General features: G+C 68.7%; 29 protein-coding genes. 13 read left to right on the forward strand and 16 right to left on the reverse strand.

Going from position 1 to position 25782, the window contains the following annotated elements; genetic code table 11:
• Window positions 1–68 precede the first annotated feature (68 nt).
• The 3 genes from ACWDNU_RS05105 (at window position 69) to ACWDNU_RS05115 (ending at window position 2439) form a co-directional block, all read left to right on the forward strand.
• Window positions 69–812, forward strand: coding sequence for an SDR family oxidoreductase (locus ACWDNU_RS05105; protein WP_449667821.1), 744 nt, complete (start codon window positions 69–71; stop codon window positions 810–812).
• Window positions 813–902: 90 nt separating this feature from the next.
• Window positions 903–1532, forward strand: a complete 630-nt coding sequence (locus ACWDNU_RS05110; protein ID WP_449667822.1) for a TetR/AcrR family transcriptional regulator — start codon at window positions 903–905, stop codon at window positions 1530–1532.
• Between the two features lies 1 nt (window position 1533).
• On the forward strand, window positions 1534–2439 hold the full coding sequence (locus tag ACWDNU_RS05115; RefSeq protein ID WP_449667823.1) for a carboxymuconolactone decarboxylase family protein: 906 nt from the start codon (window positions 1534–1536) through the stop codon (window positions 2437–2439).
• On the opposite strand, the gene ACWDNU_RS05120 is transcribed toward ACWDNU_RS05115, so the two are convergent.
• Window positions 2423–2833 (reverse strand): hypothetical protein, encoded by a 411-nt coding sequence (locus ACWDNU_RS05120; RefSeq protein WP_449667824.1) that lies wholly within the window; start codon window positions 2831–2833, stop codon window positions 2423–2425. The two genes, ACWDNU_RS05115 and ACWDNU_RS05120, sit on opposite strands and share 17 nt — an antisense overlap.
• Before the next feature lie 100 nt (window positions 2834–2933).
• On the opposite strand from ACWDNU_RS05120, the gene ACWDNU_RS05125 reads away from it, so the two are divergent.
• On the forward strand, window positions 2934–3797 hold the full coding sequence (locus ACWDNU_RS05125) for a 3-hydroxyacyl-CoA dehydrogenase family protein (RefSeq protein ID WP_449667825.1): 864 nt from the start codon (window positions 2934–2936) through the stop codon (window positions 3795–3797).
• 33 nt (window positions 3798–3830) lie between these two features.
• Here the strand turns inward: ACWDNU_RS05125 and ACWDNU_RS05130 are convergent, their stop codons facing one another.
• Genes ACWDNU_RS05130 through ACWDNU_RS05140 form a run of 3 tightly spaced genes read right to left on the reverse strand, consistent with a single transcriptional unit; the run spans window position 3831 to window position 5287 of the window.
• Entirely contained in the window at window positions 3831–4325 is a 495-nt protein-coding gene (locus tag ACWDNU_RS05130) for an SRPBCC family protein (RefSeq protein ID WP_370939707.1), read from the reverse strand.
• Window positions 4279–4665, reverse strand: coding sequence for an ArsR/SmtB family transcription factor (locus ACWDNU_RS05135; protein WP_449667826.1), 387 nt, complete (start codon window positions 4663–4665; stop codon window positions 4279–4281). Before ACWDNU_RS05135 ends, ACWDNU_RS05130 begins: the two co-directional genes overlap by 47 nt.
• Window positions 4666–4696: 31 nt before the next feature.
• Entirely contained in the window at window positions 4697–5287 is a 591-nt protein-coding gene (locus ACWDNU_RS05140) for a helix-turn-helix domain-containing protein (protein WP_370939711.1), read from the reverse strand.
• A gap of 89 nt (window positions 5288–5376) precedes the next feature.
• Between ACWDNU_RS05140 and ACWDNU_RS05145 the strand changes: the two genes are divergently transcribed.
• Entirely contained in the window at window positions 5377–6960 is a 1584-nt protein-coding gene (locus tag ACWDNU_RS05145) for an FAD-dependent oxidoreductase (RefSeq protein WP_449667827.1), read from the forward strand.
• Window positions 6961–7060: 100 nt separating this feature from the next.
• Here ACWDNU_RS05145 and ACWDNU_RS05150 read toward each other — a convergent pair whose 3' ends face one another.
• Window positions 7061–7381, reverse strand: coding sequence for a putative quinol monooxygenase (locus tag ACWDNU_RS05150; protein ID WP_449667828.1), 321 nt, complete (start codon window positions 7379–7381; stop codon window positions 7061–7063).
• Between the two features lie 52 nt (window positions 7382–7433).
• Between ACWDNU_RS05150 and ACWDNU_RS05155 the strand changes: the two genes are divergently transcribed.
• The 3 genes from ACWDNU_RS05155 to ACWDNU_RS05165 all read left to right on the forward strand — a co-directional run bounded on the left by ACWDNU_RS05155 (window position 7434) and on the right by ACWDNU_RS05165 (window position 9571).
• Window positions 7434–7865 (forward strand): MarR family winged helix-turn-helix transcriptional regulator, encoded by a 432-nt coding sequence (locus ACWDNU_RS05155; protein WP_449667829.1) that lies wholly within the window; start codon window positions 7434–7436, stop codon window positions 7863–7865.
• A gap of 51 nt (window positions 7866–7916) precedes the next feature.
• The gene (locus tag ACWDNU_RS05160; protein WP_449667830.1) at window positions 7917–8471 is read left to right on the forward strand and encodes a dihydrofolate reductase family protein; all 555 of its coding nucleotides are present in this window, start codon (window positions 7917–7919) and stop codon (window positions 8469–8471) included.
• A 119-nt stretch (window positions 8472–8590) separates the two neighbouring features.
• A complete protein-coding gene (locus tag ACWDNU_RS05165; protein ID WP_449667831.1) occupies window positions 8591–9571 on the forward strand; it encodes a chitinase in 981 nt (326 codons plus the stop codon).
• Window positions 9572–9626: 55 nt separating this feature from the next.
• Here ACWDNU_RS05165 and ACWDNU_RS05170 read toward each other — a convergent pair whose 3' ends face one another.
• The 5 genes from ACWDNU_RS05170 to ACWDNU_RS05190 all read right to left on the reverse strand — a co-directional run bounded on the left by ACWDNU_RS05170 (window position 9627) and on the right by ACWDNU_RS05190 (window position 14239).
• Window positions 9627–10388: an HAD family acid phosphatase gene (locus ACWDNU_RS05170; protein WP_370939715.1), complete on the reverse strand. Its 762-nt coding sequence runs from the start codon at window positions 10386–10388 to the stop codon at window positions 9627–9629.
• A gap of 47 nt (window positions 10389–10435) precedes the next feature.
• Entirely contained in the window at window positions 10436–11620 is a 1185-nt protein-coding gene (locus ACWDNU_RS05175; protein ID WP_449667832.1) for a THUMP-like domain-containing protein, read from the reverse strand.
• A gap of 1 nt (window position 11621) precedes the next feature.
• The gene (locus ACWDNU_RS05180) at window positions 11622–12587 is read right to left on the reverse strand and encodes a class I SAM-dependent methyltransferase (protein WP_370939717.1); all 966 of its coding nucleotides are present in this window, start codon (window positions 12585–12587) and stop codon (window positions 11622–11624) included.
• Window positions 12584–13363, reverse strand: coding sequence for an enoyl-CoA hydratase/isomerase family protein (locus ACWDNU_RS05185; RefSeq protein ID WP_116198840.1), 780 nt, complete (start codon window positions 13361–13363; stop codon window positions 12584–12586). The genes ACWDNU_RS05180 and ACWDNU_RS05185 overlap by 4 nt, the downstream gene beginning before the upstream one ends.
• A gap of 63 nt (window positions 13364–13426) precedes the next feature.
• A complete protein-coding gene (locus ACWDNU_RS05190; protein WP_370939719.1) occupies window positions 13427–14239 on the reverse strand; it encodes an ABC transporter ATP-binding protein in 813 nt (270 codons plus the stop codon).
• A gap of 390 nt (window positions 14240–14629) precedes the next feature.
• Between ACWDNU_RS05190 and ACWDNU_RS05195 the strand changes: the two genes are divergently transcribed.
• On the forward strand, window positions 14630–15175 hold the full coding sequence (locus ACWDNU_RS05195) for a cysteine dioxygenase (RefSeq protein ID WP_370939720.1): 546 nt from the start codon (window positions 14630–14632) through the stop codon (window positions 15173–15175).
• Complete coding sequence (locus tag ACWDNU_RS05200) at window positions 15172–15567, forward strand: rhodanese-like domain-containing protein (protein ID WP_449667833.1); 396 nt, start codon at window positions 15172–15174, stop codon at window positions 15565–15567. The genes ACWDNU_RS05195 and ACWDNU_RS05200 overlap by 4 nt, the downstream gene beginning before the upstream one ends.
• Window positions 15568–15697: 130 nt before the next feature.
• On the opposite strand, the gene glgP is transcribed toward ACWDNU_RS05200, so the two are convergent.
• A complete protein-coding gene (gene glgP / locus ACWDNU_RS05205) occupies window positions 15698–18241 on the reverse strand; it encodes an alpha-glucan family phosphorylase (RefSeq protein WP_449667834.1) in 2544 nt (847 codons plus the stop codon).
• A gap of 128 nt (window positions 18242–18369) precedes the next feature.
• Between glgP and ACWDNU_RS05210 the strand changes: the two genes are divergently transcribed.
• Window positions 18370–19812: a neutral zinc metallopeptidase gene (locus ACWDNU_RS05210; RefSeq protein WP_449667835.1), complete on the forward strand. Its 1443-nt coding sequence runs from the start codon at window positions 18370–18372 to the stop codon at window positions 19810–19812.
• 47 nt (window positions 19813–19859) lie between these two features.
• Here the strand turns inward: ACWDNU_RS05210 and ACWDNU_RS05215 are convergent, their stop codons facing one another.
• The gene (locus ACWDNU_RS05215) at window positions 19860–20780 is read right to left on the reverse strand and encodes a tetratricopeptide repeat protein (RefSeq protein ID WP_370939725.1); all 921 of its coding nucleotides are present in this window, start codon (window positions 20778–20780) and stop codon (window positions 19860–19862) included.
• A 154-nt stretch (window positions 20781–20934) separates the two neighbouring features.
• Here ACWDNU_RS05215 and ACWDNU_RS05220 point away from each other — a divergent pair, with 154 nt between their 5' ends.
• The gene (locus ACWDNU_RS05220) at window positions 20935–21342 is read left to right on the forward strand and encodes a hypothetical protein (RefSeq protein ID WP_370939726.1); all 408 of its coding nucleotides are present in this window, start codon (window positions 20935–20937) and stop codon (window positions 21340–21342) included.
• A 1-nt stretch (window position 21343) separates the two neighbouring features.
• Here ACWDNU_RS05220 and ACWDNU_RS05225 read toward each other — a convergent pair whose 3' ends face one another.
• Window positions 21344–21646, reverse strand: a complete 303-nt coding sequence (locus tag ACWDNU_RS05225; RefSeq protein WP_344269774.1) for a thiamine-binding protein — start codon at window positions 21644–21646, stop codon at window positions 21344–21346.
• Between the two features lie 70 nt (window positions 21647–21716).
• On the opposite strand from ACWDNU_RS05225, the gene ACWDNU_RS05230 reads away from it, so the two are divergent.
• Entirely contained in the window at window positions 21717–22217 is a 501-nt protein-coding gene (locus ACWDNU_RS05230; RefSeq protein ID WP_370939727.1) for a MarR family winged helix-turn-helix transcriptional regulator, read from the forward strand.
• Between the two features lie 51 nt (window positions 22218–22268).
• Here ACWDNU_RS05230 and ACWDNU_RS05235 read toward each other — a convergent pair whose 3' ends face one another.
• The 3 genes from ACWDNU_RS05235 to ACWDNU_RS05245 all read right to left on the reverse strand — a co-directional run bounded on the left by ACWDNU_RS05235 (window position 22269) and on the right by ACWDNU_RS05245 (window position 25518).
• On the reverse strand, window positions 22269–22637 hold the full coding sequence (locus ACWDNU_RS05235; RefSeq protein ID WP_370939728.1) for a DUF3817 domain-containing protein: 369 nt from the start codon (window positions 22635–22637) through the stop codon (window positions 22269–22271).
• 314 nt (window positions 22638–22951) lie between these two features.
• Complete coding sequence (locus tag ACWDNU_RS05240; RefSeq protein ID WP_449667836.1) at window positions 22952–25339, reverse strand: GH92 family glycosyl hydrolase; 2388 nt, start codon at window positions 25337–25339, stop codon at window positions 22952–22954.
• Window positions 25336–25518, reverse strand: a complete 183-nt coding sequence (locus tag ACWDNU_RS05245) for a hypothetical protein (protein WP_449667842.1) — start codon at window positions 25516–25518, stop codon at window positions 25336–25338. Before ACWDNU_RS05245 ends, ACWDNU_RS05240 begins: the two co-directional genes overlap by 4 nt.
• Window positions 25519–25782 lie beyond the last annotated feature (264 nt).

The following is a 25782-nucleotide window of genomic DNA, read 5'->3' on the forward strand; positions in this document are numbered from 1 at the left end:
GGTACCGATCGGTCCGGAAGTGCTACGGTTCGGTACCGATCGGTACTGAAATAGCGGGAGGTCAGCACATGGGGCAGCTTGAGGGCAAGACGGCAGTCGTCACCGGTGGCAGCAGCGGGATCGGGTTGGCCGCGGCCGAGAGGTTCGCGGAGGAGGGGGCGCATGTCTTCATCACCGGGCGGAATCGGGACGCGCTGGACGCGGCGGTGAAGACCATCGGGGCGGCGACTGCGGTGCCGGGGGACATCGCGGACCTGGCTGACCTGGATCGGCTTTACGAGGCGGTTCGCGCTCGGGGCAAGGGGCTCGACGTCGTGTTCGCCAACGCGGCGGCGGGGTCGTTCGCGAGCTTGGCGGAGACGACCCCGGAGCACTTCGATCAGGTCTTCGGCGCCAACGTTCGCGGCACGCTTTTTACCGTGCAGAAAGCGTTGCCGCTGCTTAACAAAGGTGCGTCCGTCATCCTGAATTCGTCGGTCCGGGCTGATGACGGCCTTGAAGCGTTCGGGACGTATTCGGCGTCCAAGGCCGCGCTTCGCTCCTACGCCCGGACTTGGGCCAACGAGCTGAAGGGGCGCGGCATCAGGGTCAATGTGGTTTCGCCCGGGACCATCGACACGCCGGTGCTCGAGAAGGCGGTCGGCGCGGACAAGGTCGATGCGGCACGGGCGAGTTTCGCGGCTCGAGTTCCGCTCGGGCGGATGGGGACGCCGCGCGAGGTTGCTGACGCTGTGTTGTTCCTTGCCTCCGAGCAGAGCAGCTTCATTCTCGGCGCGAACATTTACGTCGACGGTGGCGAGAAGCAGTTCTGACCTGCACAGACGCGGAGACAACGGGGCGCGTCCTGGCGCGAGGGCTATACGTGGGTATAGCCTACTGTTCATGCGTATAGCGACGGCGTCATGACCGACCCCGAGGACCTCACCGCGCGCGCTCGGATTCGCGACGCGGCGATGCGGCACTTCGGGGAGCACGGGTTCGAGCGCGCCACGATCCGGGGTATCGCCGTGGAAGCGGGCGTCTCGTTGGGGTTGGTGCGGCATCACTTCGGGTTCAAGCAGGAGCTCCGCGAGGCGTGTGACGCGCACTTGGCGAAGCTTCTCCGTCAGCTCAACGACCAGGTTCCGGCCGACCTGACGAACTCCAGCGGCGCGGCGAATCCCGTTGCGGCGGCGCGAATCGCGGTCGGGCCGTACCGGGATTATCTCGTCCGGGCGCTGGTCGAAGGCGGGGCCGCGCCGTTGTTCGACGCGATGGTCGAAGCCGGTGCCGAACGGCTCATTGCCGCTGATCGTCGACGGCCGGATCCGCCGACGGTCGAACCCAAGGTGCGCGCTGCGATCGGCGCGGCGATGGCGTTGTCGATCACCGTGCTGCACCAGCACATTTCCCGCGCGGCCGGCGTCGACATCCTCAGCCCGGCGGGCGACAACCTCCTCGCCCGTGCGCTGATCGACATCCACTCGCATCCCCAGCTCAGCCTCAACGAAGCGCAGGCGGCACTCGATCGCCTGCCCGCGGAAGGAAACTGACATGCCGCACGCGACGATTCCCCGTATCCCGCCGCTCGAATTCGAGGAGATGGATCCTGAGCAGCAGAAGCTGGCGAAACTCGGGGCGGACACCGTAATTCAGGTCCTTGCCCGTGCGCCGGAGGTGATGGAGGCGTCCGGGAAATTGGGCGCTTTCCTTTTGAGCCAAGGGAAACTGCATCCGCGGATCCGCGAGCTGGCGATCCTCCGCGTCGCGCTCCGGTGCGACGCGCCGTACGAATGGGCCAATCACGCGCCGGCGGCGCTCGGCGGTGGTGCGACCGAAGCGGAGATCACGGCGCTCGCCGACCCGGACGCCAACTGGTCGCCCGAGGACGGCGCGGTGCTGCGGGCCGTCGATGAGCTGTGCGCGAATGTCTTTGTGTCCGACGAAACCTGGGCGGCTCTCGCGGCGACCCGGGATCATGCCGAGATCATCGAGATCCTGTTTCTTGTCGGCTATTACCGGATGATGGCGGGGTTTCTGAATTCCGCGGGCGTTCCGGCGAAGCCTGGACAACCCGCGCTCGGCGAAGCTCCGGTTCCGGTGGCGCAGCCGGAGCAGGTTTCCCGGACCGCCAGTGGGAAAACTGGCCCGGACGGTGCCTGGAAGGTCACGTTCGTCCACCCGGCCGGAAGCAAGGACCTCCTTCTCGACCTCGCGACCGACGGCGGAGCGGTGTCCGGTTCCATTTTCGACTCTCAGCTGAAGGTCACGGTCCCCATCGTGTCCGGAACGGTCGACGGCCCGGAAATCGCTTTCACCGCACTGGTGACTGATCCGGCGCGCTTCGAGGTGAGCGTGACCGGCACGGTCGACCGGGACGTGTTCACCGGCTCCGTCACGATTTCCGGCGGCGGCACCTTCCCGCTGTCCGGAGTCCGGGAGGTCAGTCCCAGTAATTGAACAAAGCCTCGCCGACCGTCGCCGGTTTCCAGTACGCGAGGTCGGACCGGGTGAGGTGCGGCCAGTCTTCGGGCTTGAAGGAACGTCCGAGGTCGGCTGGCGTGAGCACCTGGAACTGCTCCGTTTCCGCCAGCACGGCGGCCAGTTCCGGCTCGTCGACGAATTCCAGCGGGCCCCATTCCCGGGACGGCGCGAAGTCGAGCGAGCGAGGCCGGGCGAGCGCGAGCACCGGCGCGTCGTTGGCGGCGACGACCGAGAGCGTGCGGTCGGGATACTCGATGACGGCTTGCCAGAAGTTCGGCGTGCCGTCCGGGACGCGGAATTCGACGAGGGTTCCGCCGGTGCGGCGGGCGAAGCCGTAACAGAGACGGCGAACCTCGCGAACATCGACCACCGCCGCATTCTACGCAGCCGGTCCCCCACCAGTGGCCGCGGAATTGCGGCGGGCGAGGACGGGTGGTCTTCTTGGCTCAAGATCGAAAGGTGAGCCCGCCATGCCGTACGCGTACACATTCGACCAGATCCGCGACCGGCCGGTCACCGTGTTCGGTGCCGGGACGCTGGGCAGGCGCATCGCGCTGATGTTCGCCTCGCGCGGTGGAACCGTGCGGATCAGCGACCCGAGCGCCGACCAGGTCGCGGCGGCCGCGGAGTACGTGGCGGAGGCGTTGCCCGTCCTGCTCGAAAAGCGCGGCAGCGGCGAGGTCGGCCAGGTGGAGGACGCCGCGTCGATCGAGGACGCCCTGCGCGACGCGTGGCTCGTCGTCGAGGCGGTACCGGAGCGGCTGGACATCAAAATCCCGCTGTGGGGCCAAATCGACGAAGCCGCGCCCGCCGACACCATTTTCGCCACGAACTCGTCGTCGTACCCGTCGCGGATGATGGCCGAGAAGGTGCGCGACAAATCGCGGCTGTGCAACATCCACTTCTACATGCCGCCGACGGCGAACGCGGTCGACCTCATGTCCGACGGCGAAACCGGCCGGACTGTGCTCGACACGCTGCTCGGGGTGTTGCCGGAATTCGGCATTCATCCGTTCGAGGCGCGAAAGGAAAGCGTCGGGTTCATTTTCAACCGTGTGTGGGCGGCGATCAAACGGGAATCGCTGGCGGTCGTCGCGGAGGGCGTCGCCCGGCCCGAGGACGTGGACGGGATGTTCAAAATCAACTGGCATCTGCCGTACGGGCCGTTCCAGATGATGGACCAGGTCGGCCTGGACGTGGTGCTGGACATCGAAAACCATTACGCGGACGAGAATCCGCACCTCCCGGCCGGACCCCGGGACCTGCTGCGCACGTATGTCGACGCGGGGAAGCTCGGGATCAAGACCGGCGAGGGATTCTACTCCTACGGCTGAATCACGCAGTCCAGGGCACCCTGGAAAGCCGGTTCACCGCAGCGAAACCGCGACCTCTTCCAGCGCGTCCATCGACTCCTGCATTCCGACTTCCATGCCGGATTCCAGAATGGTGTCGCGCAGTTCCTTGGTGTGCGTTTCGGTCAGCATCGTCACTGTGGTGCGGTCGCCCGATTCGGCGAAAGTCACCGTGACGACGGGGGCCTCCACGTCGTACGCTCCCGGCGTTTCGTAGACCTCGGTGTGGACCAGCCGTTCCTCGGGGACTATCTCCCGGTATTCGCCGTGGAAGGCGACCTCGAAGTTGCCGTTCGCGAGCAGCACGTAGCGCCATTGGCCGCCGACTCGCAGGTCGATGTCCACGGACGTCACGGTGCCTCGTTTGCCCGCCCACCAGCGTTTCACCAGGTCCGGCGTGGTCCAGGCACGGTAGACGTGCTGCCGCGGAGCGGCGAAATCCCGGGTGATCAGGATCTGGTCGTCAGCGGGCAGCGTCACCTTCGCCGTGCCGGTCGTCGTGTCGGTCATGGTCGTCCTCCTCGTTCGAGCCCATTTCTTCCAGCACGGCGTCCAGCGACTCGAACCGTTCCTCCCAGGAACGTTCGTAGCGGCGCACCCAGTCGTGGATCGGCTTGAGAGCGCGGGCGTTCAGCCGGTAAAGCCGTTGCCTGCCCTCGTCTCGCGCCTCGACCGCGCCGACCTCGCGCAGTACCCGCAGATGCTTCGACACCTGCGGCTGCCCCAGGCCCAGCACGCGGACGAGGTCGTTCACCGGACGTTCGCCGTCGGCGAGGACGTCCAGGATTTCCCGGCGCCGTGGTTCGGCGACGGCGTTGAAGACGTCCGCGGTGGTCGCTGCCCGTGCCATGCGGACAATCATATGCCGATATGGGTATGCGTCAAGAGGCAGGCCGCGCACGGACGTGGAAGCGCTCCCCTTGCGGACCGAAAAGGGCTAGGACCTCGCAGGGCTCGGTGCCCGCGTTGCCGAACCAGTGCGGAACGTGCGTGTCGAACTCCGCGACCTCGCCCGGCCGAAGGACGACGTCGTGCTCGCCGAGCATCAGGCGCAACCGTCCGGACAGGACGTACATCCACTCGTACCCCTCGTGGACCCGCTGGTCCGGAGGCTCGGCCGAGGGCTCCGGCGGCAGGATCATCTTGTAGGCGCGCAGGCCGCCCGGACGCCGGGTGAGCGGCAGGTAGGTGCGGCCGTGCCGGACGAACGGTTTCGGGTGCAGGCGCGGATCGCCGGTCGGGGGCGCGCCGACCAGTTCGTCGAGCGGGACCTGGTAGGCGCGGGCCAGGGCGAGCAGCAGCTCCAGGGTCGGTTTGCGCTGGCCGGCTTCGAGCCGCGACAGCGTGCTCACCGAGATCCCGGTCGTCTCCGCGAGGCCGGTCAGGGTCGCGTTGCGCTGCTTGCGCAGGGCGCGCAGCCTCGGGCCGACCGCGTGCAGGACCTCGCCGAGGTCCTGGTCGTCTTCGCTCATGCCGTTCAATTTGCCACTTCGGCAAAGAACTTTGTCAAGTCGGCGCGTTCTCCGGATAGTCCGGGGCAAGGGGACTACAGGAGGATCCAGTGGACGAGAAGTACGACGTGGTGGTGGTCGGCGGCGGTGCGGCCGGGCTCAGCGGCGCGGTGGCGCTCGCGCGGTCGCGGCGGTCGGTGCTGGTCGTGGATTCCGGCGAGCCGCGCAACGCGCCGGCCGGGCACGTGCACAACTACCTCGGCCGCGAAAGCACGCCGCCCGCCGAGTTGCTTTCGCTCGGCCGCGCGGAACTGGCCGGGTACGGCGGCGAGCTGGTCGCGCAGACGGTGACGTCGATTGCCAACGGGGACAAGGGGTTCGAGATTTCGCTGGCCGACGGACGCCGCACGCACGCGCGGCGGCTGCTGGTCGCGACCGGTCTCGTCGACGAGCTTCCTGAGGTCGCCGGGCTGGCGAAGCGGTGGGGCCGGGACGTGCTGCACTGCCCGTACTGCCACGGCTGGGAGGTGCGCGACCGGGCGATCGGCGTGCTGTCGACCGGTCCGATGACCGTGCATCAGGCGCTGATGTGGCGGCAGCTGACCGACGACGTCGTCGTTTTCCGGCACACGCACGGGGATTTCGAGGAGGCGCCGCTGCTGGCGCGCGGGATCCGGATCGTGGACGGGGTGGTCGCCGCGATCGAGACCGAGGACGACCAGCTGACCGGAGTGCGGCTCGAATCGGGCGAGGTCGTCGCGCGTGAGGCGCTGGCCGTCGCGGCGCCGGCGAGGACGCGCGCGGACTTTCTCGCGCCGCTCGGGATCGAGCCGGAACCGGTGGAGTTCAACGGTTTCGTGATCGGCACGAAGGTTCCCGCGGACGCGACGGGCCGGACGTCCGTGCCTGGTTTGTGGGTGGCGGGGAACGTCACGGACATGCGGGCGCAGGTCGTGGTTTCGGCCGCGGCGGGGTTGATGGCCGGTGCGGCGATCAACGGCGATCTGGTCGAGGAGGAGGCCGCGGAAGCCGTGAGGCAGCGGGAAATGCCGTTCTCGCACGAGATGGAGCGGGAGGTCTCGCGGGCCAACGAGCATCCGCCGTTCGATCGCGGTTCCTGGGAGGAGCGGTATCGCTCGCGGGACGAGATGTGGAGCGGACGGCCGAACGATCAGCTCGTGACCGAGGCTTCCGGCCTGGAGCCGGGCCACGCGCTGGACGCGGGCTGCGGCGAGGGCGGCGACGCGATCTGGCTCGCACAGCAGGGCTGGCGCGTGACGGCGGTCGACTTCTCCACGACGGCCATCGAACGCGGGCGCGCGCAGGCGGCGAAACTCGGCGTGGGCGAGCGGATCACGTGGGTCGCCGCGGACTTGGGCGAGTGGGTGCCGGAGTCGAAGTTCGACCTGGTGACGACGCATTTCCTGCACGTGCCGTCGGCGGCTCGGACGGTGGCGTTCGCGCGGCTCGCGGACGCGGTGGCGCCAGGCGGGACGTTGCTGGTGGTGGGGCACGACCCAGCCGACTTGCACGCCGGGCGGCCGCACATGCCGGACATGATGTTCACGGCTGAGGAAGTGGCCGAGACGTTGGACCAGTCTTGGGCTTCGGTGACCGCGGAGGTTCGGGAGCGGGCGGCGGTCGGGGCCGAGACGGTGGTCCGGGACACGGTGCTGGTGGCTCGGAAGAGGTGACCGGCTTGGCGGCTCCGGTCCGGTCGGGCTGGAGCCGTCCGGGCTGGCGGAACGCGGGCTCCGGCAAACGCCCGATCCGGCATGTGCACCACGCCCCGGATCAGGCGTGGTGCACAGACTCCACTGTGTACAGATGCGGGTCGCTCTTGGCCAAAGCCACCGCGGCGGCCATGTGCTCGCGGCATTCCGGGTCGGCAAGCATGGCTTGGAAATCCTCGGCGCTGGCCCATTGCGCGTAATTCACCACGCGGGTGCCGTCGGTGCTCGCGTGGATGTTCGCGGAGACAAAGCCGGGACGGCGGCGCATGACCTCCTCCGTCGCCGTCGTCAGGACCTCGACCAAGGACTGCTGTTTCTCCGGCTCGACGGTGAAGACGTTCACCAGGGTGGCGACGCCGGCGTCGGTGCTGATGGTCGTCATGGCTCCTCCTTGACCGCGACTGGCGAGCACCATTGTGTGTAAGGTTCCTGTCATGGGTCAAGAGGCGACGCGACGGCCGGGGTATCTCGTGAAGCGGGTGCAGCAGGCGTTCCGGCAGGCGTCCGACGAACTGCTGCGGCCGATCGGGTTGTCGATGGCGCAGTACGCGGCGCTGGCGGCGCTCGCGGAGAACCCGGGGGCCTCGTCGGCCGAGGTGGCGCGGCAGTGTTTTGTGACGCGGCAGTCGTTGCGGGACGTGCTGACCGGGTTGAAGACGGTTGGACTGGTCGCGGTCGCCGAGGAAGCGTCGACGGGGCGGGCGCGGCCGGTGCGGCTCACCACGACCGGCGAGGCTCGGTTGAAAGAAGCGCATCGGGTGGTCGACGACGTCGAGGAGCGGATGCTGGCCGGGATGCCGGAATCCGAGCGGCGGCGGCTGGCTGACCTGTTGAGCATCTGCTCGGACAATCTCGAGGACCGATGAGTTTTCGCCGCTCCCCCGGTCTACCTCGTATCGGAAGAACGAGGAGGCCCCATGGGCAAGGTGTTGTGGCACGTCGCGATGTCGCTGGACGGGTTTGTCGCCGCGGACGGGCATGCGATGGACTGGATGTCGGGGGTGCGCGTCACGCCGGGGGTGCACGAAGAATCCATCGCGCGGGTCGGGGCGATTTTGGGCGGGCGGCGCGGGTTTGACGCACTCGCCGCACGGACGCCCGGGGAGGTCGCCAAGCAGCCGTACGGCGGGGCGTGGAGCGGGCCGGTTTTCGTGCTTACCCATCATCCGGAGGACGCGCCGGCCGAGGACGGGGTGACGTTTCTCGGCTGCGACGTCCGGGAGGCCGTCGAGACCGGGCTCGCGGCGGCTGGTGGGAAAGATCTTGAGCTGCACAGCCAGGATATCGCGCGACAGTGCGTTGAGCTGGGGATTGTCGACGAGTTCCTCGTGCATCTCATGCCGGTGATGCTCGGGTCCGGCATCCGGTTGTTCGACAATCCGGGCGGGAAACCGGTCCGGTGGGACCGGGTGCACGACGGGGATCCCGCGCTCGCGGTCGACCTGCGGTTCCGGCCCGCCGCACCCCGCTGAATCCCGCTCAGCGGGACGGATCGGCATACTAATGGCCCATGGCCTCCGCGGAGTTATTGGTCTATACCTTTTGGACAGGGGTTTTCCACCCCTCGGTCCTCACCGTGGAGGTTCCACCCATGCGTCTGTCCTCCCCCCGGAAACTGGCGGCCGCGCTCGGCGGGCTGCTGGCCGTAGCCGGACTCGCGGTCCCGCCGGGCACCGCGGCTGCGGCGAGCGACTCGTCGATCGCGCTCGCGCCCTATGTGGACATGGGTGCGTGGCCGTCGCCCGTGTTGTCGTCGATGTCCGAGCAGAGCGGCATCAAGAGTTTCACTCTCGGCTTCGTCACCGGAGCCGCGTGCAAGGCCAGCTGGTTCGCTGCTTACGATCCCCGGCAGGGCTGGCAGTCCGACGAAATCGCCAAGATCCGCGCGGCTGGCGGAGATGTCAAAGTCTCCTTTGGCGGCGCGTCCGGCGTCGAGCTCGCGCAGGCGTGCGGTGACGTCAATTCGCTCGTCGGCGAGTACGAGGCGGTGATCAAGGCCTACGACCTCAAGTACATCGACGTCGACATCGAGGGCGCGGCGGTCGCCGACCCCGGTTCGATCAAACTTCGTTCCGAAGCGCTGAAAAAGGTGCAGGACGACAATCCTGGGCTCAAGATTTCGCTGACGCTGCCGGTGCTTCCCACCGGGCTCACGTCGGACGGGCTGAACGTCGTGACCTCGGCGCGGGACGCGGGCGTCAATCTCGACCTGGTGAACGTCATGGCGATGGACTACTACCAGGGTGCCGGCGACCAAGGAGCCAAGGCGATCCAGGCGGCGCAATCCACGCAGGGCCAGCTGAAAACGGCGCTCGGACTGTCCGATGCGGACGCTTGGCAGAAGGTCGGCCTGACGCCGATGCTGGGCGTCAACGATTCGCAGAACGAGATCTTCTACCAGAAGGACGCCAGCGCGGTCGTGAGCTTCGCGCAAAGTGTCCACCTGGGAATGCTGTCGTTCTGGGAACTCGGCCGGGACGCGAACGCGTGCACCGGCGCGCTGTACCGGTGCACCAACATTTCCCAGCAGCCGTACGAATTCTCGAGGATCTTCGCCGGGTACTCCGGCTGACGAAAACGGAGCAGCCCGGGCCCGGCGCGGGACCCGGGCTGACTCCGGTACCGGCTCAGGGCAGGTAGTACATCGGGTTCGGCAGCTTCACCGGGTGGTCGGCGTAACCGCCCTCGAGGTCGCTGAACTGGTCGCCGAGGTTGAGCACGATGTGCGCGCCGGTCGACTGGATGTGCGCGCGAGTGCCCGACTTGTACTGCACGGTGTTGCAGTTCAGCCCGCACGGCAGGTAGTCCGGCGCGGTGGTCTTCGGCTTGAAGTACGCGCCGGTCGGCGTCGGGTAGCCCTCGTTCGCGAGGTTCTTCAGCGACTGCGGGCCCTGCTTGTCGTTGCGGCCGGTCAGGAAGTACACCTGCACGCCGCGTTCGGCGGCCCACTTCGTCAGTTCCAGCACCGGCTTGTTGGCCTCGAAAGTGCCGTCGTCGATGGCTTTCTGCTGTTTCACCGGGTCGAAGCCGAAGTCGTTGTCGGCTTCCCAGCCGTAGGTGATCTCGGACGTGTCGTCCACGTCGAGCACGATCGCCGGGTTCTTCACCTTCCCCAGCTTCTGCTGCAGGTACCGCTTCGCGTCGGCGACCACGCGCTTGGTGTCCGTGACGAACCGGCTGGTTTCGGAGTAGTGGTGCTTGCCGGACGCGTCGAGCCAGTCGCCGTAGTACGCCTTGACGTCGTTCTTCACCTGGCCGATGTTCGCCGGCTCCCGGCCGTGCGCGGCGGTGACGGCGTCCGACCCGGCGAGAGCGGTGGCACCTCCTGCGACGGTGGCGCCGACGGCCGCGGCGGCAGCGAGTTTGACGAGAGCGGGAAAACGAGACACAGCGACCCTCCAGTGATAATTCGCCAACCCGCAGAACTTACGCCGCGTTACCCGGCTTGAAAACCCTCCGTTGGGATGCGTTCGGCCCGGCACACGAACGCCACCGGCGACCGGCCGATTCGCGTAAGCACCACAGTGGACTCTTCGTGACCACGCGGTTTCAGCTTGCGACGCAAGGCGTCCGGGTCCACGTCGAGGCCGCGGACGAGGATTTCCAGCCGTCCGACGTCGAGCTTTTTCAACACCTGTCCGAGCGGTTTTTCGCGGTACGGCAACTGTTCCAGCACTCGGAAGGCACGCACGCCTGGCGGTGGCGTGTCGCCGGTGAGGTAGGCGATGCGTTCGTCCAGCTGCCACAACCCATGCCGCGCCGCGTAATGCCGCACGAGTCCGGCGCGCACGACAGCGCCGTCGGGGTCCACCAGCCACTTCCCCACTGCCCGCACCGGAATGTCGTCCGGTTCCGCGTCAGTGAGAGTCCACTGTGTACCGTCCGAACGCAACACCGTCGCCCGACGCGTGACACCCGACGAAAGCCCTCGCCACAGGCAGGCCTCGCGGACTTGACCGTCGAGCGATACGAGTTCCACCTCGTCCGCCCAGGGTGCGATGGAAAAATCCATGCCGGGCGCGCATTTCACCGACAGGACCCGGCCGGGATAGGCGGCCACGAGCTCGTCCAGCGGCGGCAGGAAGTCCGCCGGACGCCACACACGGCGGCCCGCGGAGTCGCGGCGGGCGGGATCGGCGACCACAGCGGTGCCCCGGGAAACCGGCTGCAAGGCGTCGGCCCGCGCGACGAGCGGCGAAACTCCGGCGACAGAAGCGTTGTGTCGGGCCATTTCCAGCCGCACCGGGTCCACATCGGACCCCATCGCCACTGAAGCGACCCGAGACAGTTCAACCAGGTCCGCGCCTACCGAGCACGTGACGTCATGCACGGCGAGGCCAGCCAGCCGGGAAGCCCGATGCCGAGCCACCGGAGTAGCGCTCGCCTGCTGCAAGGCGTCGGCAGTGAACAACCACTCGGCGGAAGAAGCCAGCTTCAGAACCGATTTACGCCGCAGCGCAACGGTTTCCAGCACCGGCGAAGCGTGCGCCCCGACCAGGCGGCGAGCCGTGGTGACGTCCGCGATCCGCGAAGCGTCCAAAGTAGAGCACTCGGCGAGCGCCGCCCGTCCCGCGCCGGAGCGCAGGAAGGCGACGTCGTCGAGCGTGAAACTGTAGGGCAATTCAGGACGGCCGCTTGGTCCCGGTGATCATCACGTTGTAGAACAGCTCGCGCGGCAGCACCTTCGACAGCAGCTTCTTGTCCAAAGCGGACAGCCGCAGCCACAGGTGGTAGGCGAACAGCCGCCAGCGCACGGTGAGCTTCTCCTGCGGCACCGCGGCCTCGAACGTGCGGATCGGCCATCCGGCCAGCGCCGCCGAGAACTCCTCGGTGACCGCGCGGACGTCCTGCGCACCGGCCCCGCGCGCCATCGCTTCCAGCTCCGACGGGTCGAAGGTGTGGATGTCGACCACAGCCTCCAGCGCCGCCGCCCGCGAGGATTCGTCCAATTCGGACTGCGGACGCCGCCAGCCACTCAGCGCGGGCAGCTTGGTGATGTTCGTGGTGAGGTACCAGGTGAACTGGCCGAGTCGGCGGGCGTAGCGGTCGCCGATTTTCGTCGGCTCGCCCGCGAACACGAACCGCCCGCCCGGCTTGAGCACGCGCAGCACCTCGCCGAACGCCTGGCGCACGTCCGGGATGTGGTGCAGCACCGCGTGCCCGACCACGAGGTCGAACGTGTTGTCGTCGTAGGGGATCCGCTCCGCGTCGGCGACCCGGCCGTCGACGTCGAGACCGAGTCCCTCGGCGTTGCGCAGCGCGACCTGCACCATGCCCGGCGACAGGTCGGTGACCGAACCCTTCTTCGCGACGCCGCCCTGCATCAGGTTCAGCAGGAAGAACCCGGTGCCGCTGCCCAGTTCCATCGCGTGCTGGTACGGCTGGCCGTCCTCGCCCGCCACCGCGTTGAACACGTCAGTGGCGTAGGAGATGCAGCGCTCGTCGTAGGAAATGGACCACTTCTCGTCGTACGTCCCGGCTTCCCAGTCGTGGTAGAGGACGTTCGCGAGCTTCGGGTCGGCGTAGGCCGCCTTGACCTCGTCTTCGGTCGCGTGCGGATTCGGCGCCGGGTCGGACACGGAAGTCACTTCCCCTCGAAACTGGCTTTGCCGGGGCCGTTGTCGATGAACGACTGCATGCCGTTGCGCTGGTCCTCGGTCGCCCACAGCGCGGTGAACAGCTGCGTTTCGATCTTCAGGCCGGTGGCCAGGTCGACGTCGAGACCGGAGTCGATCGCCGTCTTGGCCGCGCGCAGCGCCATCGCCGGGCCGTTCGCGAACTGCGAGGCCCACTTGTGCGCGGCGGCGTACACGTCGTCCGGGGCCACGACCTCGTCGACGATGCCCAGCTTGAGCGCTTCTTCGGCCTTCACGAAGCGGCCGGTGAAGATCAGGTCCTTGGCCTTGCTCGGGCCGATCAGCCGGGTCAGCCGCTGCGTGCCGCCCGCGCCGGGGATGATGCCGAGCTGGATCTCCGGCTGGCCGACCTTCACGTTGTCGCCCGCCACGCGCCAGTCCGCGGTCAGCGCCAGTTCGAGTCCGCCGCCGAGGGCGTAGCCGGTGATCGCGCAGACGACCGGCTTCGGGATGTTCGCGACCCGGGCGAGCGACGCGGTCAGCTCGGCGCCGAACTTCGCGATCTCCGGGTAAGTGCGGGAGGCCATCTCCTTGATGTCCGCGCCGCCGGCGAAGGTCTTCTCGCCGCCGTAGAGGATCACCGCGCGCACGTCGTCGCGGTCGGACGCCTCGCGCGCGGCCTCGGCGAGCTCGGCCTGCACCTGGTTGTTCAGCGCGTTGACCGGCGGCCGGTCCAGCCGGATCGTGCCGACCCCGCCCTCGACCTCCAGGGTTACGAACTCTCCCACGCGACTCCTCCTCGTTAACGGCGTTTACGCGGCGCTTGCAGGCTACCGGCCGGTAGGGACAACTTACCTGCGGCGGGCGAAGAACCGCTCGCCCGAGCGCTCCAGCACCAGGTCCTGGTCGAACGTCTTGGACAGGTTCTCGCTGGTGATCACGTCGTCGACCAGCCCGGACACCACGGCGCGGCCCTCGCGCAGCAGCAGCGCGTGGGTGAAGCCGGGCGGGATCTCCTCGACGTGGTGGGTGACCAGCACCATCGCCGGCGCGTCCGGGTCCATCGCGAGCACCGAGAGCCGGGCCACGAGGTCCTCGCGGCCGCCGAGGTCGAGGCCCGCGGCGGGCTCGTCGAGCAGCAGCAGCTCCGGGTCGGTCATCAGCGAGCGGGCGATCAGCACGCGTTTGCGCTCGCCCTCGCTCAGCGTGCCGAAGGTGCGCTCGGCCAGGTGCGCGATGCCGAGCGTGCCGAGCAGTTCGGTCGCCCGGTCGAGGTCCATCCGGTCGTACTGCTCGCGCCAGCGGCCCATCACCGCGTACCCGGCGCTGACCACGACGTCGGCGACGCGCTCGTCGCCGGGCACGCGCTGGGCGATCGCGGCGGAGGTGAAGCCGATGCGCGGGCGCAGGTCGAAGATGTTCACCTTGCCGATGCGGTCGCCGAGCAGGTCGACTTCGCCGGAGGTGGGGTGCAGTTCGGCGGCGGCCAGGCGCAGCAGGGTGGTCTTGCCCGCGCCGTTCGGGCCGAGCACCACCCATCGCTCGTCCAGCTCGACCGCCCAGTCGAGGGCCGCGAGGAGGTCGTTTCCGGTACGGCGGACGCCGACACCGGACATCCGCACGACGAGGTCGTCAGGATCGCTGGGCAGGATCGGCTCGCTCACGAGCCCATTGTGGCGGTCGCCCGGGCACGGGCGCGCACCCGCCCGGGGTAAGAGCCCAAGCCTGGAACTCGAGCCTCGCTGACCGCAGCTTCACGGCCGTGAGGGGAACCCTGAGGGACTCTGATTCCCTCAGGGTTCCCCTCACGGACCACAAGCCCCGCTGCGCCGGGTGTCCAGCGGATGGGACAACAGGCCGTGATCACGCGGCTGTGGCAGCATCCACGCCATGTTCGCTTCCGCGCGCCCCGTGTTCTGGCGCCGTCGCGCGATCGACCTTCTCCTGGTGGCTTCCAGCGGGTGTAGCCGGGCGCGGCACGCACGCTGATCCTCGTCGGCGTGCCGCGTCGCCTCGTGCCCGGCACCTTCCGACTCATTCCAGGAGCACCCGCGTTGACCACGTCCATCGTCCGTCCGGAAGTCGAAATCCACCCCCAGCTGACCGATCCGCTGCTGCCCGAACTGCTGCACCCGTCGCGGCTGCTGTGGACGCCGCGCGAGCTGGCCGACCTGACCCGCACGGTCACCACCGAACTGACCACCAGCCTGCGCGACGTCCTGCGCTTCGACGAGGACCAGCGCTGGTGGGCGCGGCTGGCGCTGACCGACGGCGTCGAGCTGTGGCTGCTGTCGTGGCTGCCCGGCCAGCACACGAAGCCGCACGACCACGGCGGCGCGTCGGGTTCGTTCACCGTGCTGCAGGGCGAACTCGGCGAGGAGTACCGCTACCCCGGCGGCCCGGTGCGCCGCCGCACGCACACCGCCGGGCAGGGCATCGGCTTCGGGGCCGGGCGCGCGCACCAGGTGCTCGGCGTCGGCGAGGAACCGGCGGCCAGCGTGCACGCCTACTCGCCGCCGCTGGTGCCGACCCGCGAGTACACGAGCCTCGCGGACGTGCCGAACGAGATCCCGCCGCTGCCTGCCATTGTGCGGTCATGACCACGCTTGACGGCTTTCTCGCCGACGCCCGGTCCTCGCTGGACCGGGCGGACCCGGCGCGCGCCGCGGACCTGCAGGCCGACGGCGCGCTGATCGTCGACATCCGGCCGTACGCCAACCGGGTCGCCGAGGGCGAGATTCCCGGGTCGGTGGTGGTCGAGCGGATCCACCTGGAGTGGCGGCTGGCTCCGGACAGCGAGTGGCGGCTGCCGGGGGTTTCGGCGGAGACCGTCGCGGTGGTGGTGTGCAACGAGGGATACGCGTCTAGCTTGGCGGCTGCTGATTTGCAGCGGCTGGGGTTGGTGAAGGCGACGGATTTGGCGGGCGGGTTCCGGGCTTGGGCGGCGGCTGGGTTGCCGGTGCAGAAGGGCGGGTCGCCCGCGGTTCCGTGAGCCGTTGCGCGCGCCCCAATGTGGCGTTGGGTGCATCCCGCGCACCCAATGTGGCGTTCGGTGCGTCTGATGCACCCAATGCCACATTGGGTGCGTTAGATGCACCCAATGTGGCATTGGGGCGCGCTGTTCAGGCGAGCACGACACGCGCCAGCTCCGCCGGGCTGGCCAGCAGCGGGTGCTTCGGCAGCACCCGCACCGTGTAGCCGACCGAGCCCGCGCGCGGCAGCCGCAGGGTCGCGGCGAACGCGCCGATGCCGTCCGGCTCCATCGGGACCTGCACCGAATCCGCGAGTTCGTCCCCGTCGCCGACCTGGCCCACCACGGCTTGGATGTCCACTTCGGACGGTTCGAGCCCGGCGAGGTCGATCCGGGCGCGGATGGTGACCTCGGCGCCCACCACGAGGCGTCCAGTGTGGTCGTATTGGAGTTCGGCGTCGAAGATCCGCACGCGCGGCCACGCGACTTCCAGTTTGGTCCGGTAGTCGGCCAGTGAAAGCGCGCCCTGGTGGCCGTTGTCGGTGGCGGCGGCGACCATGCGCGACGCGGGCAGGTAGCCGGAGTCCACGTACTCGCGCACCATGCGCGACGCCTGCACGCGTGGGCCCAGCGTTTCCAAGGTGTGCCAGACCATCGCGAGCCAGCCGGTCGGCACGCCGTCCGCGCCGGTGTCGTAGTAGAGCGGCGCGATCTGCTGGCCGAGCAGGTCGTACAACGCGGCGGCTTCGAGGTCGTCGCGGCGGAGCGGGTCGGTGACGCCGTCCGCGGTGGGGATGGCCCAGCCGTTGGAGCCGTCGTAGCACTCGTCCCACCAGCCGTCCTTGATGGACAGGTTCAGGCCGCCGTTGAGCGCCGACTTCATCCCGGACGTGCCGCAGGCCTCCAGCGTCCGCACCGGGTTGTTCAGCCACACGTCGCAGCCGCGGTAGAGGTAGCGGGCCATCGACATGTCGTAGTCCGGCAGGAAGACGATGCGGTGGCGCACCGCGGGATCGTCGACGAAGCGCACGATCTGCTGGATCAGCTGTTTGCCGTTCTCGTCGGCGGGATGCGATTTGCCGCCGATCACGATCTGGATCGGCCGCTTCTCGTCCAGCAGCAGCGCACGCAGCCGGTCCGGGTCGCGCAGCATCAGCGTGAGCCGTTTGTACGTCGGGACGCGGCGGGCGAAGCCGACGGTCAGCACGTCCGGGTCGAAGACGCGGTCAGTCCAGCCGAGTTCCAGCGCGGACGCGCCGCGCTGCATCCACGCCGCCCGCACCCGCCGCCGGACCTCGCCGACGAGCTTTCCCCGCAGTTCCCGGCGCAGTTCCCACAGCTGCTGGTCGCTGACGCCGTCGCGCAGCGAACTGTCCGGCGTGCGGCCTTCGTGGCCGAACTCCTCGTGGTTGCCGCCGAGCAGCGCGCTCAGCTCGCGCGCCACCCAGGTCGGCCCGTGCACGCCGTTGGTGATGGACGCGATCGGCACCTCGGCGTCGTCGAAACCGGGCCACAGCCGGGAAAACATCCGGCGAGTGACGCGGCCGTGCAGCTCGGAGACGCCATTTGCACGTTGTGCCAGACGCAGTCCCATGTGCGCCATGTTGAACAGACCGGGGTTGTCCTCCGCGCCGAGTTGCAGCACGCGGCGCACGTCGACGTCCGGGACGAGCCTGCCATCGGAGAAGTAGCGCTGCACCAGGTCGACCGGGAAGCGGTCGATGCCCGCGCTGACCGGCGTGTGCGTGGTGAACACCGTCCCGGCGCGGACCGCGGGCAGCGCCTCGTCGAAGGCGAGCCCGTCGGACTGGATGATCTCGCGAGCGCGCTCCAGCCCGAGGAATCCGGCGTGGCCCTCGTTGGTGTGGAACACCTTCGGCTGCGGATGCCCGGTCAGCTCGCAGAACTTCCGCACCGCGCGGAACCCGCCGATGCCGGCCAGGATCTCCTGGCGGATCCGGTGGTCGGCGTCGCCGCCGTACAGCCGGTCGGTGACCGAGCGGAGGTCCTCGTCGTTGGCCTCGATGTCGGTGTCGAGCAACAGCAGCGGGATCCGGCCGACGCGCGCCCGCCACATCTGCGCGCGCAGGTCGCGTCCGCCCGGCATGGCGACCTCGACGAGCACCGGGCGGCCGTCCTCGGTGACCAGCTCCAGCGGGAACGCGTTCGGGTCGATCACCGGGTAGTGCTCGACCTGCCAGCCGTCGAGCGACAGGCCCTGGCGGAAGTAGCCGGACCGGTAGAGCAGGCCGACGCCGACCATCGGCACGCCGAGGTCCGAGGCCGCCTTGAGGTGATCGCCGGCGAGCACGCCGAGTCCGCCGGAGTAGTTCGGCAGCGCCTCGGTGACCCCGAACTCCATCGAGAAGTACGCGACCGCGCTCGGCAGGCCGTCGTCGCTGCGCCGCTGGTACCAGCGCGGTTCGCTCAGGTAGCGCTCCAGCCCGGCCGCGGCCTCGCGGGTGCGGCTCAGGAAGTCCTCGTCCTTCGCCAGTTCCTCGAGCCGCTCCGGCGGCAGCGCGGTGAGCATGCGCAGCGGGTCGCGGATCTGGTTGAACAGCTCGGCGTCCATCGAGGCGAACAGGTCGCGCGTCGGCGGATGCCAGGTCCAGCGAAGGTTGGTCGCGAGGGCACCGAGCCCGGCGAGCGGCTCGGGCAGGCTGGCGCGGACGGTGAACCGGCGGACTGCACGCATGGTCAGCGACGATATCCGGCCCGCTTCGCGCGCGCTCGCACCCCACTTCGGGGATTGTCCGCGCGCCCCGCCATCCGGGTCAGTAATGTCCCGGTTCGTTGTCGGACGCGGAAGTGGAACGAGGGAACATGAGCCGAGGGGGACGCCGGTACGCGCTGGTCGCGCTGGTCGCGGCGACCGTGCTGGGGACAGCCGCGTGCGGGGACAAGACTCCTCCGGCGACGCCGGGCGCCGGGAACGTCGCCGGGCTGCCGGTCACGCATTTCGAGAGCGGGCTGCGCGCCGACGCGCCGCGGCCGGATCTTCCCGTGAAGAACGCCAGCGGCGGCGAGGACGACCAGCTCGCCACCGCCGCGATCGCGGACGTGCAGGCGTACTGGACCGAGGCGCTGCCCGCGGAGTTCGGCGGCAAGCGGTTCGAGCCGGTCAAGTCGCTGCTGTCGTACGACTCGAAGCGCGACACCCAGAACACCGCGTGCGGCAGCGTCAAGCAGCTGGTGAACGCGTTCTACTGCGCGGGCGACGATTCGGTGGCGTGGGACCGCGGCGTGCTGCTGCCGATGCTGCGCAAGCGGTTCGGGCCGATGTCGGTGGTGACTGTGCTGGCACACGAGTTCGGCCACGCGATCCAGTACCGGCTCGGGGCGACGGCGGGGATTTCGAAGTCGACGCCGACTGTCGTGAAGGAACAGCAGGCGGACTGCTTCGCCGGCGGGTACTTCCGGTGGGTCGCCGAGGACAAGAGCAAGTTCTACCGGGTGTCGACCGCCGAAGGGCTGGACCAGATCCTGGCGGCGATGTTCTTCATCCGCGACCAGGCCGGGACGAGTGCGACTGATCGGCAGGCGCACGGCACGGCGTTCGACCGGACGTATGCGTTCCAGGCCGGGTTCGAGAAGGGGCCGAAGGAATGCGCGGGGATGAACGCGCAGAACGTGCAGAAGCGGCTGACGGAGCGGCCCTTCGATTCCGGGGACCGGGGGAAGGGCGACGCCCGGTTCGACGAGCAGACGGTGACGGATTTGAAGGGCAGCCTCGACGAGGCGTTCAAGGGGGCTGGGGTGCAGGGACCTCGGTTCACGGCCGGGTCCGGCAGCTGTTCCGGCGGGCCGAGCACTCCGCCCGCGTCTTATTGCCCGAACGACAACACGGTGAACTTCGATCAGCGGGCGTTGGCGAAGCTGGCCGAGCCGGTGGACCAGGAAGCCGAAATGGCCGGCCGGGCCGGGGGCGGGCTTGGCGACTTCGCTGCCTTTGCCGAGTTGGCGTCGCGGTATGCGATCGGGGTGCAGAAGGGTGTGGGGGCTTCGATCGATACGCCTAATGCTGGGTTGCGGACTGCGTGCCTGGTGGGGGCTTGGGCGGCGTTCTCGAACCACCCGACGGGCGGGGTGAACCTGAAGCTGTCGTCCGGGGATCTGGACGAGGCGATCGCGGACCTGCTCCGGCCTGACGGGCTGGTGTCAGCGAACGTGAACGGGGAACGGCCGGACAGCGGGTTCGATCGCGTTGAGGCGCTGCGACGCGGGTATCTCGAGGGGTCGTCTTCCTGCTCGAAGCAGTACCCCTGACAGCGGAAAGGGCCGCACCGTTCCGGTGCGGCCCTTTTTTCGTCAGCTCAGAACAGGGCGCTCGCCAGGTCGCGGCGGGCCTTGGCTACGCGCTCGTCGGCCGGGTCGAAGAGTTCGAACAGGGCGACCAGGTGTTCGCGGACGCGGTTGCGCTCGTCGCCCGCGGTGCGGCGGACGACGTCGACCAGGCGACGGAACGCGCCTTCGACATCTTGCTCGGCGATGTCCAGATCGGCGGCCGCGAGCTGGGCGTCGATGTCCTTCGGGTCGGCTTCGGCCTTCTCGCGGGCGCTCGGGTCCGCTGCTTCGGCGCGGGCGGTGAACTTGACCTGCGCCAGGGCGTTCTTCGCCAGCTCATTGGCCGGTTCGGCGTCCAGGATGCGTTCGTACGCGGCCTGCGCGGCGGCGTAGTCGCCCTGCTCGAAAGCGTCTTCGGCCTCGGTGAAGCGCGGGTCTTCCGGCTCCTCGACCGGGCCGCGGGCCTCTTCGGCGGCGCGGATGCCGGGGAGACGGTCGCGCAGGGCGTCGAGCAGGGAGTTCAGCCACTTGCGGATCTCCGGCTCCGGCAGTGCGCCGGAGAAGGCGTCCACGGGCTGACCACCGGCGATCGCGACAACGGTCGGGACCGACTGCGCGCCGAACGCCTGCGCGATGCGCGGGTTGGCCTCCACGTCGACCTTCGCGAGCACCCAGGAGCCGCCGCTCTCGCCGGCCAGCCGCTCCAGCACGGCGGTCAGCTGCTGGCACTGCTCGGAGAACCCGGCCCACAGGTCGACGACCACGAGCTGGTTGAGCGAGAGTTCGACGACCGACTGGAAGGTCGCCTCGGTGACTTCGAGCACCGTGTCCGACGACGGGGCCGGGGCGCCGTCCGGCTGCCCCGCGCCCGAAGGCGGCTGGTTCCGGGTCGCTTCCGCCCGTGCCTTGAGCGCGGACAGGTCGACCGCGCCGGACAACGCGGCGGACATGGCCGCTGAGTTCGCTGCAGATCCGCGTGGGTGTGTCACGCCCTCCATCCTGGCACGCCTCGCCGCGAGAGTTCAGCGGCAGTCCCGAGGTTCGCTTTTGGCATGCGCACGCCCCTGAGGCATGCTCTCCGCGAGGACAACGAGGAGGCCGAGAATGCTGAGCCGGCGCAACGTCACGGTGGCCGCCGCCGTCGTGGTGGCGGTGGCGTGGGTCGCCAGCATCACGGTGACCGTCGCGCACCAGGACCCGCCCGGCGCGGCGTCCCCGCCGGAGTTGCGCACGGAGCTCACGGCCGCGCTGAGCGGGCGGGACGCGGACGCGCTCGCCGGGCTCTTCGACGTCCCCGGCTCGGGCGGCGACGATCTCGCCAAGGACTACGTCGGCGTCCTCAAAGACGGCAACGCGCGCGACATCTCCGTACAGCTCTCGCCGGACGAACACTCCCCCACCGCAGCCGTCGTACGCGGGAAGACCGGCGCGGGCGAGCAGTTCAGCTACCGGCTCGCGGTGACCAGCGCCAAGGGACGCTGGACAGTCGCGTTCACACCGCCGATCCCCTAGCTCAGTCCTCGCGCAGGTGCGCTTCCACCCGCTCGACCTTCGCCGCCAGCTGTCCGGAGTAGCCGGGACGGATGTCGGCCTTCAGCACCAGCCCGACGCGCGCCGAGCCCTCTCCCGCGGCCTCCACCGCCTTCTTCACCACGGCCATTACCTCGTCCCACTCCCCCTCGATCTCGGTGAACATGGAGCTGGTCGAGTTCGGCAGCCCCGATTCGCGCACCACCTTCACCGCGCGCGAGACGGCCTCGCTGACTCCGCCGTCCGGCTCTCCCGCCGAGGGGCTCACGCTGAACGCGACGATCATGTCGACTTCCTTCCCTGTTCTCGCAGGGCGACCCCCACGACCGGGGTACCCGCTGGTAGCTTCGGTTGCCATGAACCGTCCGCTGCCGTTCGATCCGATCGCCCGTGCCGCGCAGCTGTGGGAAGACCGGATCGGCCCGGCCGGAACCATGGCCGCGGTCACCGGTGTGATGCGGGTGCAGCAGATCATCCAGTCGGCGGTCGACGGCGCTCTCAAGCCGCACGGCCTCACCTTCGCCCGCTACGAGGCGCTCGTGCTGCTCACCTTCTCCCGCAACGCGCGGCTGCCGATGCGGGTGATGGGCGAACGGCTGCAGCTGCATCCCACCAGCGTCACCAACATAGTGGACCGGCTCGAGCGCGACGGGCTCGTGAAGCGCGTGCCGCATCCCACCGACCGGCGCACCACGCTCGTCGAGATCACCGACGACGGCCGCGCGCTGCGGGAAACCGCCACCGCCGCGGTCACCGGCATCGACTTCGGGCTCACCGGGCTCACCGAGCGGCAGGTGGAGCAGCTGACCGAACTGCTCACCAAGGTCCGCAAATCCGCGGGCGATTTCACCTCGTAACGCACGAAGGGCCCGCGCGGTTCGCACGGGCCCTTCGGGAAAATCGGAAGATCAGACGCTGACCGGCTCCTGCGCGCGGACGAAGAGGCCGACGCCGCCGTGGGTGAGCCGCTGCGGGCCGTCGAGCTTGCCGTTGCGCAGCGCCCACTTCTCGAACAGCCAGGTGAACAGCGGCGGGATGCTCGCGAGCAGCGCCAGCACCAGGGTCTTGCCCCGCCAGCCCAGCGGCTTCGCCACGGACAGGGAGACGATCACGTACAGGGCGAAGACGACGCCGTGCACCATGCCGAGGACGGGCACGCCGCCCTCGTTAGAGGCGCCGACGACGTACTTGAGAAACATCCCGATCAGCAAGCCGAGCCAGGACAGAGCCTCGGCGACTGCGGCCACGCGGAACACGAGAGCGGCCTTGCTGGACACGACATCCTCCTGTGCGTCACCTGGTGCGTGCTGACTGCACACACAAAAAACACGTCCGACGGACTGTCCAAGGCGGACGGAAACCGCCTGGCGTCAACAGCACTGTCGAACGGGTATGAGACCAGTGTGAGGCGTGACCGGCTTCACCGGAACACCGGGGCCCGTGACTCTGGTCACGAGCGATCCGCGCATTGGTCTGCACCAATTCCGGACGGCAGGCGGAAACAGGCGGGAAATGCCCGGTTAACGGGAAAGACCGCCTCCCGATCCCAAGATCCGGGAGGCGGTCTTCACCGACTGTCCTTCAGCGGTTACTAACCGGCACAAGGAGAAGCCGGCGCGGAGGAGCGTGACGTTCCCCACGTGGCCTGCGGCGCGTCGCCGGTCAGCGAGAAGTCCAGAGTGGACCCGCGGCGCAGTTGTTCCAGGCTGACGAACGTTTTGTCCGACGCCGTGCCGTTGACGCGCAGCCCGGAGACGTACTGCAGTTGCGCCCCGCTGGCGCCGCGCGCGTTGATGGTGAAGTCGCGGCCGTTGGGCAGATGCAGCACGGACTTGGCGAACCGCGGCACGTTGAGCACGAAGTTGCCAGTGCCTGGGACGGCCGGGTAGAGGCCGAGCGCGCTGAAGACGTACCAGGCGGACATGGTGCCGAGGTCGTCGTTTCCGGTGACGCCGTTGGGGGCGTTCGTGAACAGCGTGTGCGCGGCCCGCACCACCGCGGAGGTTTTCCACGGCTGTCCGGTGAGCGTGTACATCCACGGCGAGTGGAGATCGGGCTCGTTGTTGGGGTTGTAGCGGAACTGCTTGTAATAGTCGTACGGCCCGACGACCCACTTTTCGTGCGCGGTTTTCGCCGGGTCCTTCACGAGGTCGTCGTAAGCGAAGAAGTCGTCGAGCCGCTTACCGGCGTTGGCCGCGCCGCCCATCTTCGCGACCAGGCCGGGCACGTCCTGCTGCACCAGCCACTGGTACTGCCACGCGGTGCCCTCGTGGAAGCCGTCCTGGCCTTGCGGGCTGTACGGGCCGTCGGCCGGGGTGTACCAGCTGCCGCCGGTCACCTTCGGACGGAAGTAGCCGGTGAAGCCGCGGTCGGTCACCGACGGATCCCACAGCGTCGCGTACGTCCGGCCCTTGGCCGCCAGCTGTTTCGCGTCCTGTTTCCGGCCGAGCGCGGAGGCCATCACGGAGAGGGAACAGTCGCCTAGGGCGTATTCGAGGGTCGCCGACGCACCGTGTGCCGGGTCGGTGTCCTGGCCCTTCTTCGGGAAGTTCGGGTCGTATTGGACGAATCCGTCGGCCTGGTAACTCGCGTTGCCGGAACGGCCTTGGAACGGTGACGACGCGGGCGGGATTTCGCGGGAGTTCTGCAGCAATGCTTGGTACGCGTGCATTTCGTCGCCGCTCAACGCCCCGAAGCGCCACAGGTCGACCAGGAATGGCGTGACTGGATCTCCAGTCATGGTGTTCGTTTCCTGGCTCGCGTACGCCCAGCGCGGGAGCCAGCCGCCTTGGTCGTGGATGGCGAGGATGCTCTTCGCGATGTCCTTGGCCCGGTCCGGTTTCAGCAGCGCCAGGAGCTGGTTCTGCGAGCGGTAGGTGTCCCACAGGGAGAAGAAGTCGTAGTACGTCCAGCCGATGGCGCGGTGGATCTTCTTGTCGAAGCCGTAGTACCGGCCGTCGGCGTCGTTCGCGGTGAGCGGTTGCAGGAAGGCGTGGTAGAGCGAGGTGTAGAAGACCGTGCGGTCATCTGGGGTGCCGCCGGCGATGTCCACACTGGACAGTTCGCGGCGCCAGTCACGTTGGACGTCGTTCTTGACGGCATCGAACGGGCGGACGCGGGAGGCGGCCAGGTTCACGTCCGCGCCGCGAGCGTCCACTTGGGAAATCGACGTGGTGGCAGTGACTTGGCCGCCCTTCGGGAAGGTCAGCCACGCGCCGCGCAGGCCCGCACCGCCTTGTGCCGAGCGGCTTCCTGGCGTGCCACCGTCTGGTGACCAGGTGCCGTAGGAAGAGAAGGGCTGGTCGAATTTCGTGGTGAAGTAAGTGGTGTAGGGCTTTCCGCCGCAGAAGGCTTGCGATTCGACGGTGCCCGCGATGGTGTGGTCGTCGACGATCCGGACGCTGCTTCCGCTGACCGGTTCCTTAGCGTTGGCCTGCCCGACGTTCACGAAAACGTTGGCTGGTCCGGATTTATCGAAGGAGTACCGCTCGACGCCGCTGCGCGTGCTGGCGGTGGTTTCGACGTCGATGCCGCCGTAGCCGGTGAGATGCACCTTGTAGTAGCCGGGTTTGCCGACTTCGCCTTCGTGCGTGTACGGCGCGGCGTACTTGGCTTGGTCGAAGGTGGCGGGCTTGCTGGTGTCGAACGCCGCGCCTGGGCCGATCTCGCCGGTGGTGGGCAGCATCGACACGAGGCCGCCCTGTTCCCAGCATCCCGCGCCGGACAGGAAGAAATGGCCGAAGCCGCGGATCGCGGTGTCGGTGTAGAGATATCCCGCGTAGTGCGTCGTGATCGGGCTGGACTGCACCATGCCGAACGGCGCGGACGCACCGGGGAAAGTGTTGCCCTCGTCTTGCGTGCCGATGAACGTGTTGACCGCGTCCAGCGGATCGGCCGGACGCGCCTCAGCCGCGACCGGCGTGAGCGCCGCCGCGGTGACAGCGAGCGCCACCGCGCTCGCCAAAACCCTGCTCCTCATGAGACTCCTCTGGGAAAGTACGTGAGGGGAACCCTGAGGGAATCTGATTCCCTCACCCACTTCGACGCGGGCAGGGTCAGCCGGTTGGTCGGCGACTGCACGACGTCCCAGGTGCTGGTGACCGGCGCGGTCATCTGGAAGTGGTAGACCTTCGTGCTGTTGATCTCGGTCTCTTCGATGAAGTTCGCGTCGAAGGACTTGCTCGTGGTAGCGGGTCACCTCGTCGGCGAGTGCCCGTACCCCGCCCGCCGACCCGGCGGCGTCGGCCAGGGTGGCGAAACGGTCGGCGTCGCCGGACCGGCCCAGCACCAAGTGCTGGGTTCGGCTGGTGGCCGCGGTCAGCGACAGCGACGAGCCCTCGCCGGAGATGGCGACAGTGGTCTACTTCGTGGCGTCCGAATCGGTCACCAATGCGGCCAAACATGCCAGCGCCAATAAGGTCA

The organism is Amycolatopsis sp. NPDC003676, assembly GCF_053587275.1.

What these genes read in the sequence shown, in the direction of transcription:
- ACWDNU_RS05105 (WP_449667821.1), top strand. Translation starts at nt 69, where the DNA reads ATGGGGCAGCTTGAGGGCAAGACGGCAGTCGTCACCGGTGGCAGCAGC.
- ACWDNU_RS05110 (WP_449667822.1), top strand. Translation starts at nt 903, where the DNA reads ATGACCGACCCCGAGGACCTCACCGCGCGCGCTCGGATTCGCGACGCG.
- ACWDNU_RS05115 (WP_449667823.1), top strand. Translation starts at nt 1,534, where the DNA reads ATGCCGCACGCGACGATTCCCCGTATCCCGCCGCTCGAATTCGAGGAG.
- ACWDNU_RS05125 (WP_449667825.1), top strand. Translation starts at nt 2,934, where the DNA reads ATGCCGTACGCGTACACATTCGACCAGATCCGCGACCGGCCGGTCACC.
- ACWDNU_RS05130 (WP_370939707.1), bottom strand. Translation starts at nt 4,325, where the DNA reads ATGACCGACACGACGACCGGCACGGCGAAGGTGACGCTGCCCGCTGAC.
- ACWDNU_RS05135 (WP_449667826.1), bottom strand. Translation starts at nt 4,665, where the DNA reads ATGGCACGGGCAGCGACCACCGCGGACGTCTTCAACGCCGTCGCCGAA.
- ACWDNU_RS05140 (WP_370939711.1), bottom strand. Translation starts at nt 5,287, where the DNA reads ATGAGCGAAGACGACCAGGACCTCGGCGAGGTCCTGCACGCGGTCGGC.
- ACWDNU_RS05150 (WP_449667828.1), bottom strand. Translation starts at nt 7,381, where the DNA reads ATGACGACCATCAGCACCGACGCCGGCGTCGCCACCCTGGTGAACGTC.
- ACWDNU_RS05155 (WP_449667829.1), top strand. Translation starts at nt 7,434, where the DNA reads ATGGGTCAAGAGGCGACGCGACGGCCGGGGTATCTCGTGAAGCGGGTG.
- ACWDNU_RS05160 (WP_449667830.1), top strand. Translation starts at nt 7,917, where the DNA reads ATGGGCAAGGTGTTGTGGCACGTCGCGATGTCGCTGGACGGGTTTGTC.
- ACWDNU_RS05165 (WP_449667831.1), top strand. Translation starts at nt 8,591, where the DNA reads ATGCGTCTGTCCTCCCCCCGGAAACTGGCGGCCGCGCTCGGCGGGCTG.
- ACWDNU_RS05200 (WP_449667833.1), top strand. Translation starts at nt 15,172, where the DNA reads ATGACCACGCTTGACGGCTTTCTCGCCGACGCCCGGTCCTCGCTGGAC.
- glgP (WP_449667834.1), bottom strand. Translation starts at nt 18,241, where the DNA reads ATGCGTGCAGTCCGCCGGTTCACCGTCCGCGCCAGCCTGCCCGAGCCG.
- ACWDNU_RS05210 (WP_449667835.1), top strand. Translation starts at nt 18,370, where the DNA reads ATGAGCCGAGGGGGACGCCGGTACGCGCTGGTCGCGCTGGTCGCGGCG.
- ACWDNU_RS05215 (WP_370939725.1), bottom strand. Translation starts at nt 20,780, where the DNA reads ATGTCCGCCGCGTTGTCCGGCGCGGTCGACCTGTCCGCGCTCAAGGCA.
- ACWDNU_RS05220 (WP_370939726.1), top strand. Translation starts at nt 20,935, where the DNA reads ATGCTGAGCCGGCGCAACGTCACGGTGGCCGCCGCCGTCGTGGTGGCG.
- ACWDNU_RS05225 (WP_344269774.1), bottom strand. Translation starts at nt 21,646, where the DNA reads ATGATCGTCGCGTTCAGCGTGAGCCCCTCGGCGGGAGAGCCGGACGGC.
- ACWDNU_RS05230 (WP_370939727.1), top strand. Translation starts at nt 21,717, where the DNA reads ATGAACCGTCCGCTGCCGTTCGATCCGATCGCCCGTGCCGCGCAGCTG.
- ACWDNU_RS05240 (WP_449667836.1), bottom strand. Translation starts at nt 25,339, where the DNA reads ATGAGGAGCAGGGTTTTGGCGAGCGCGGTGGCGCTCGCTGTCACCGCG.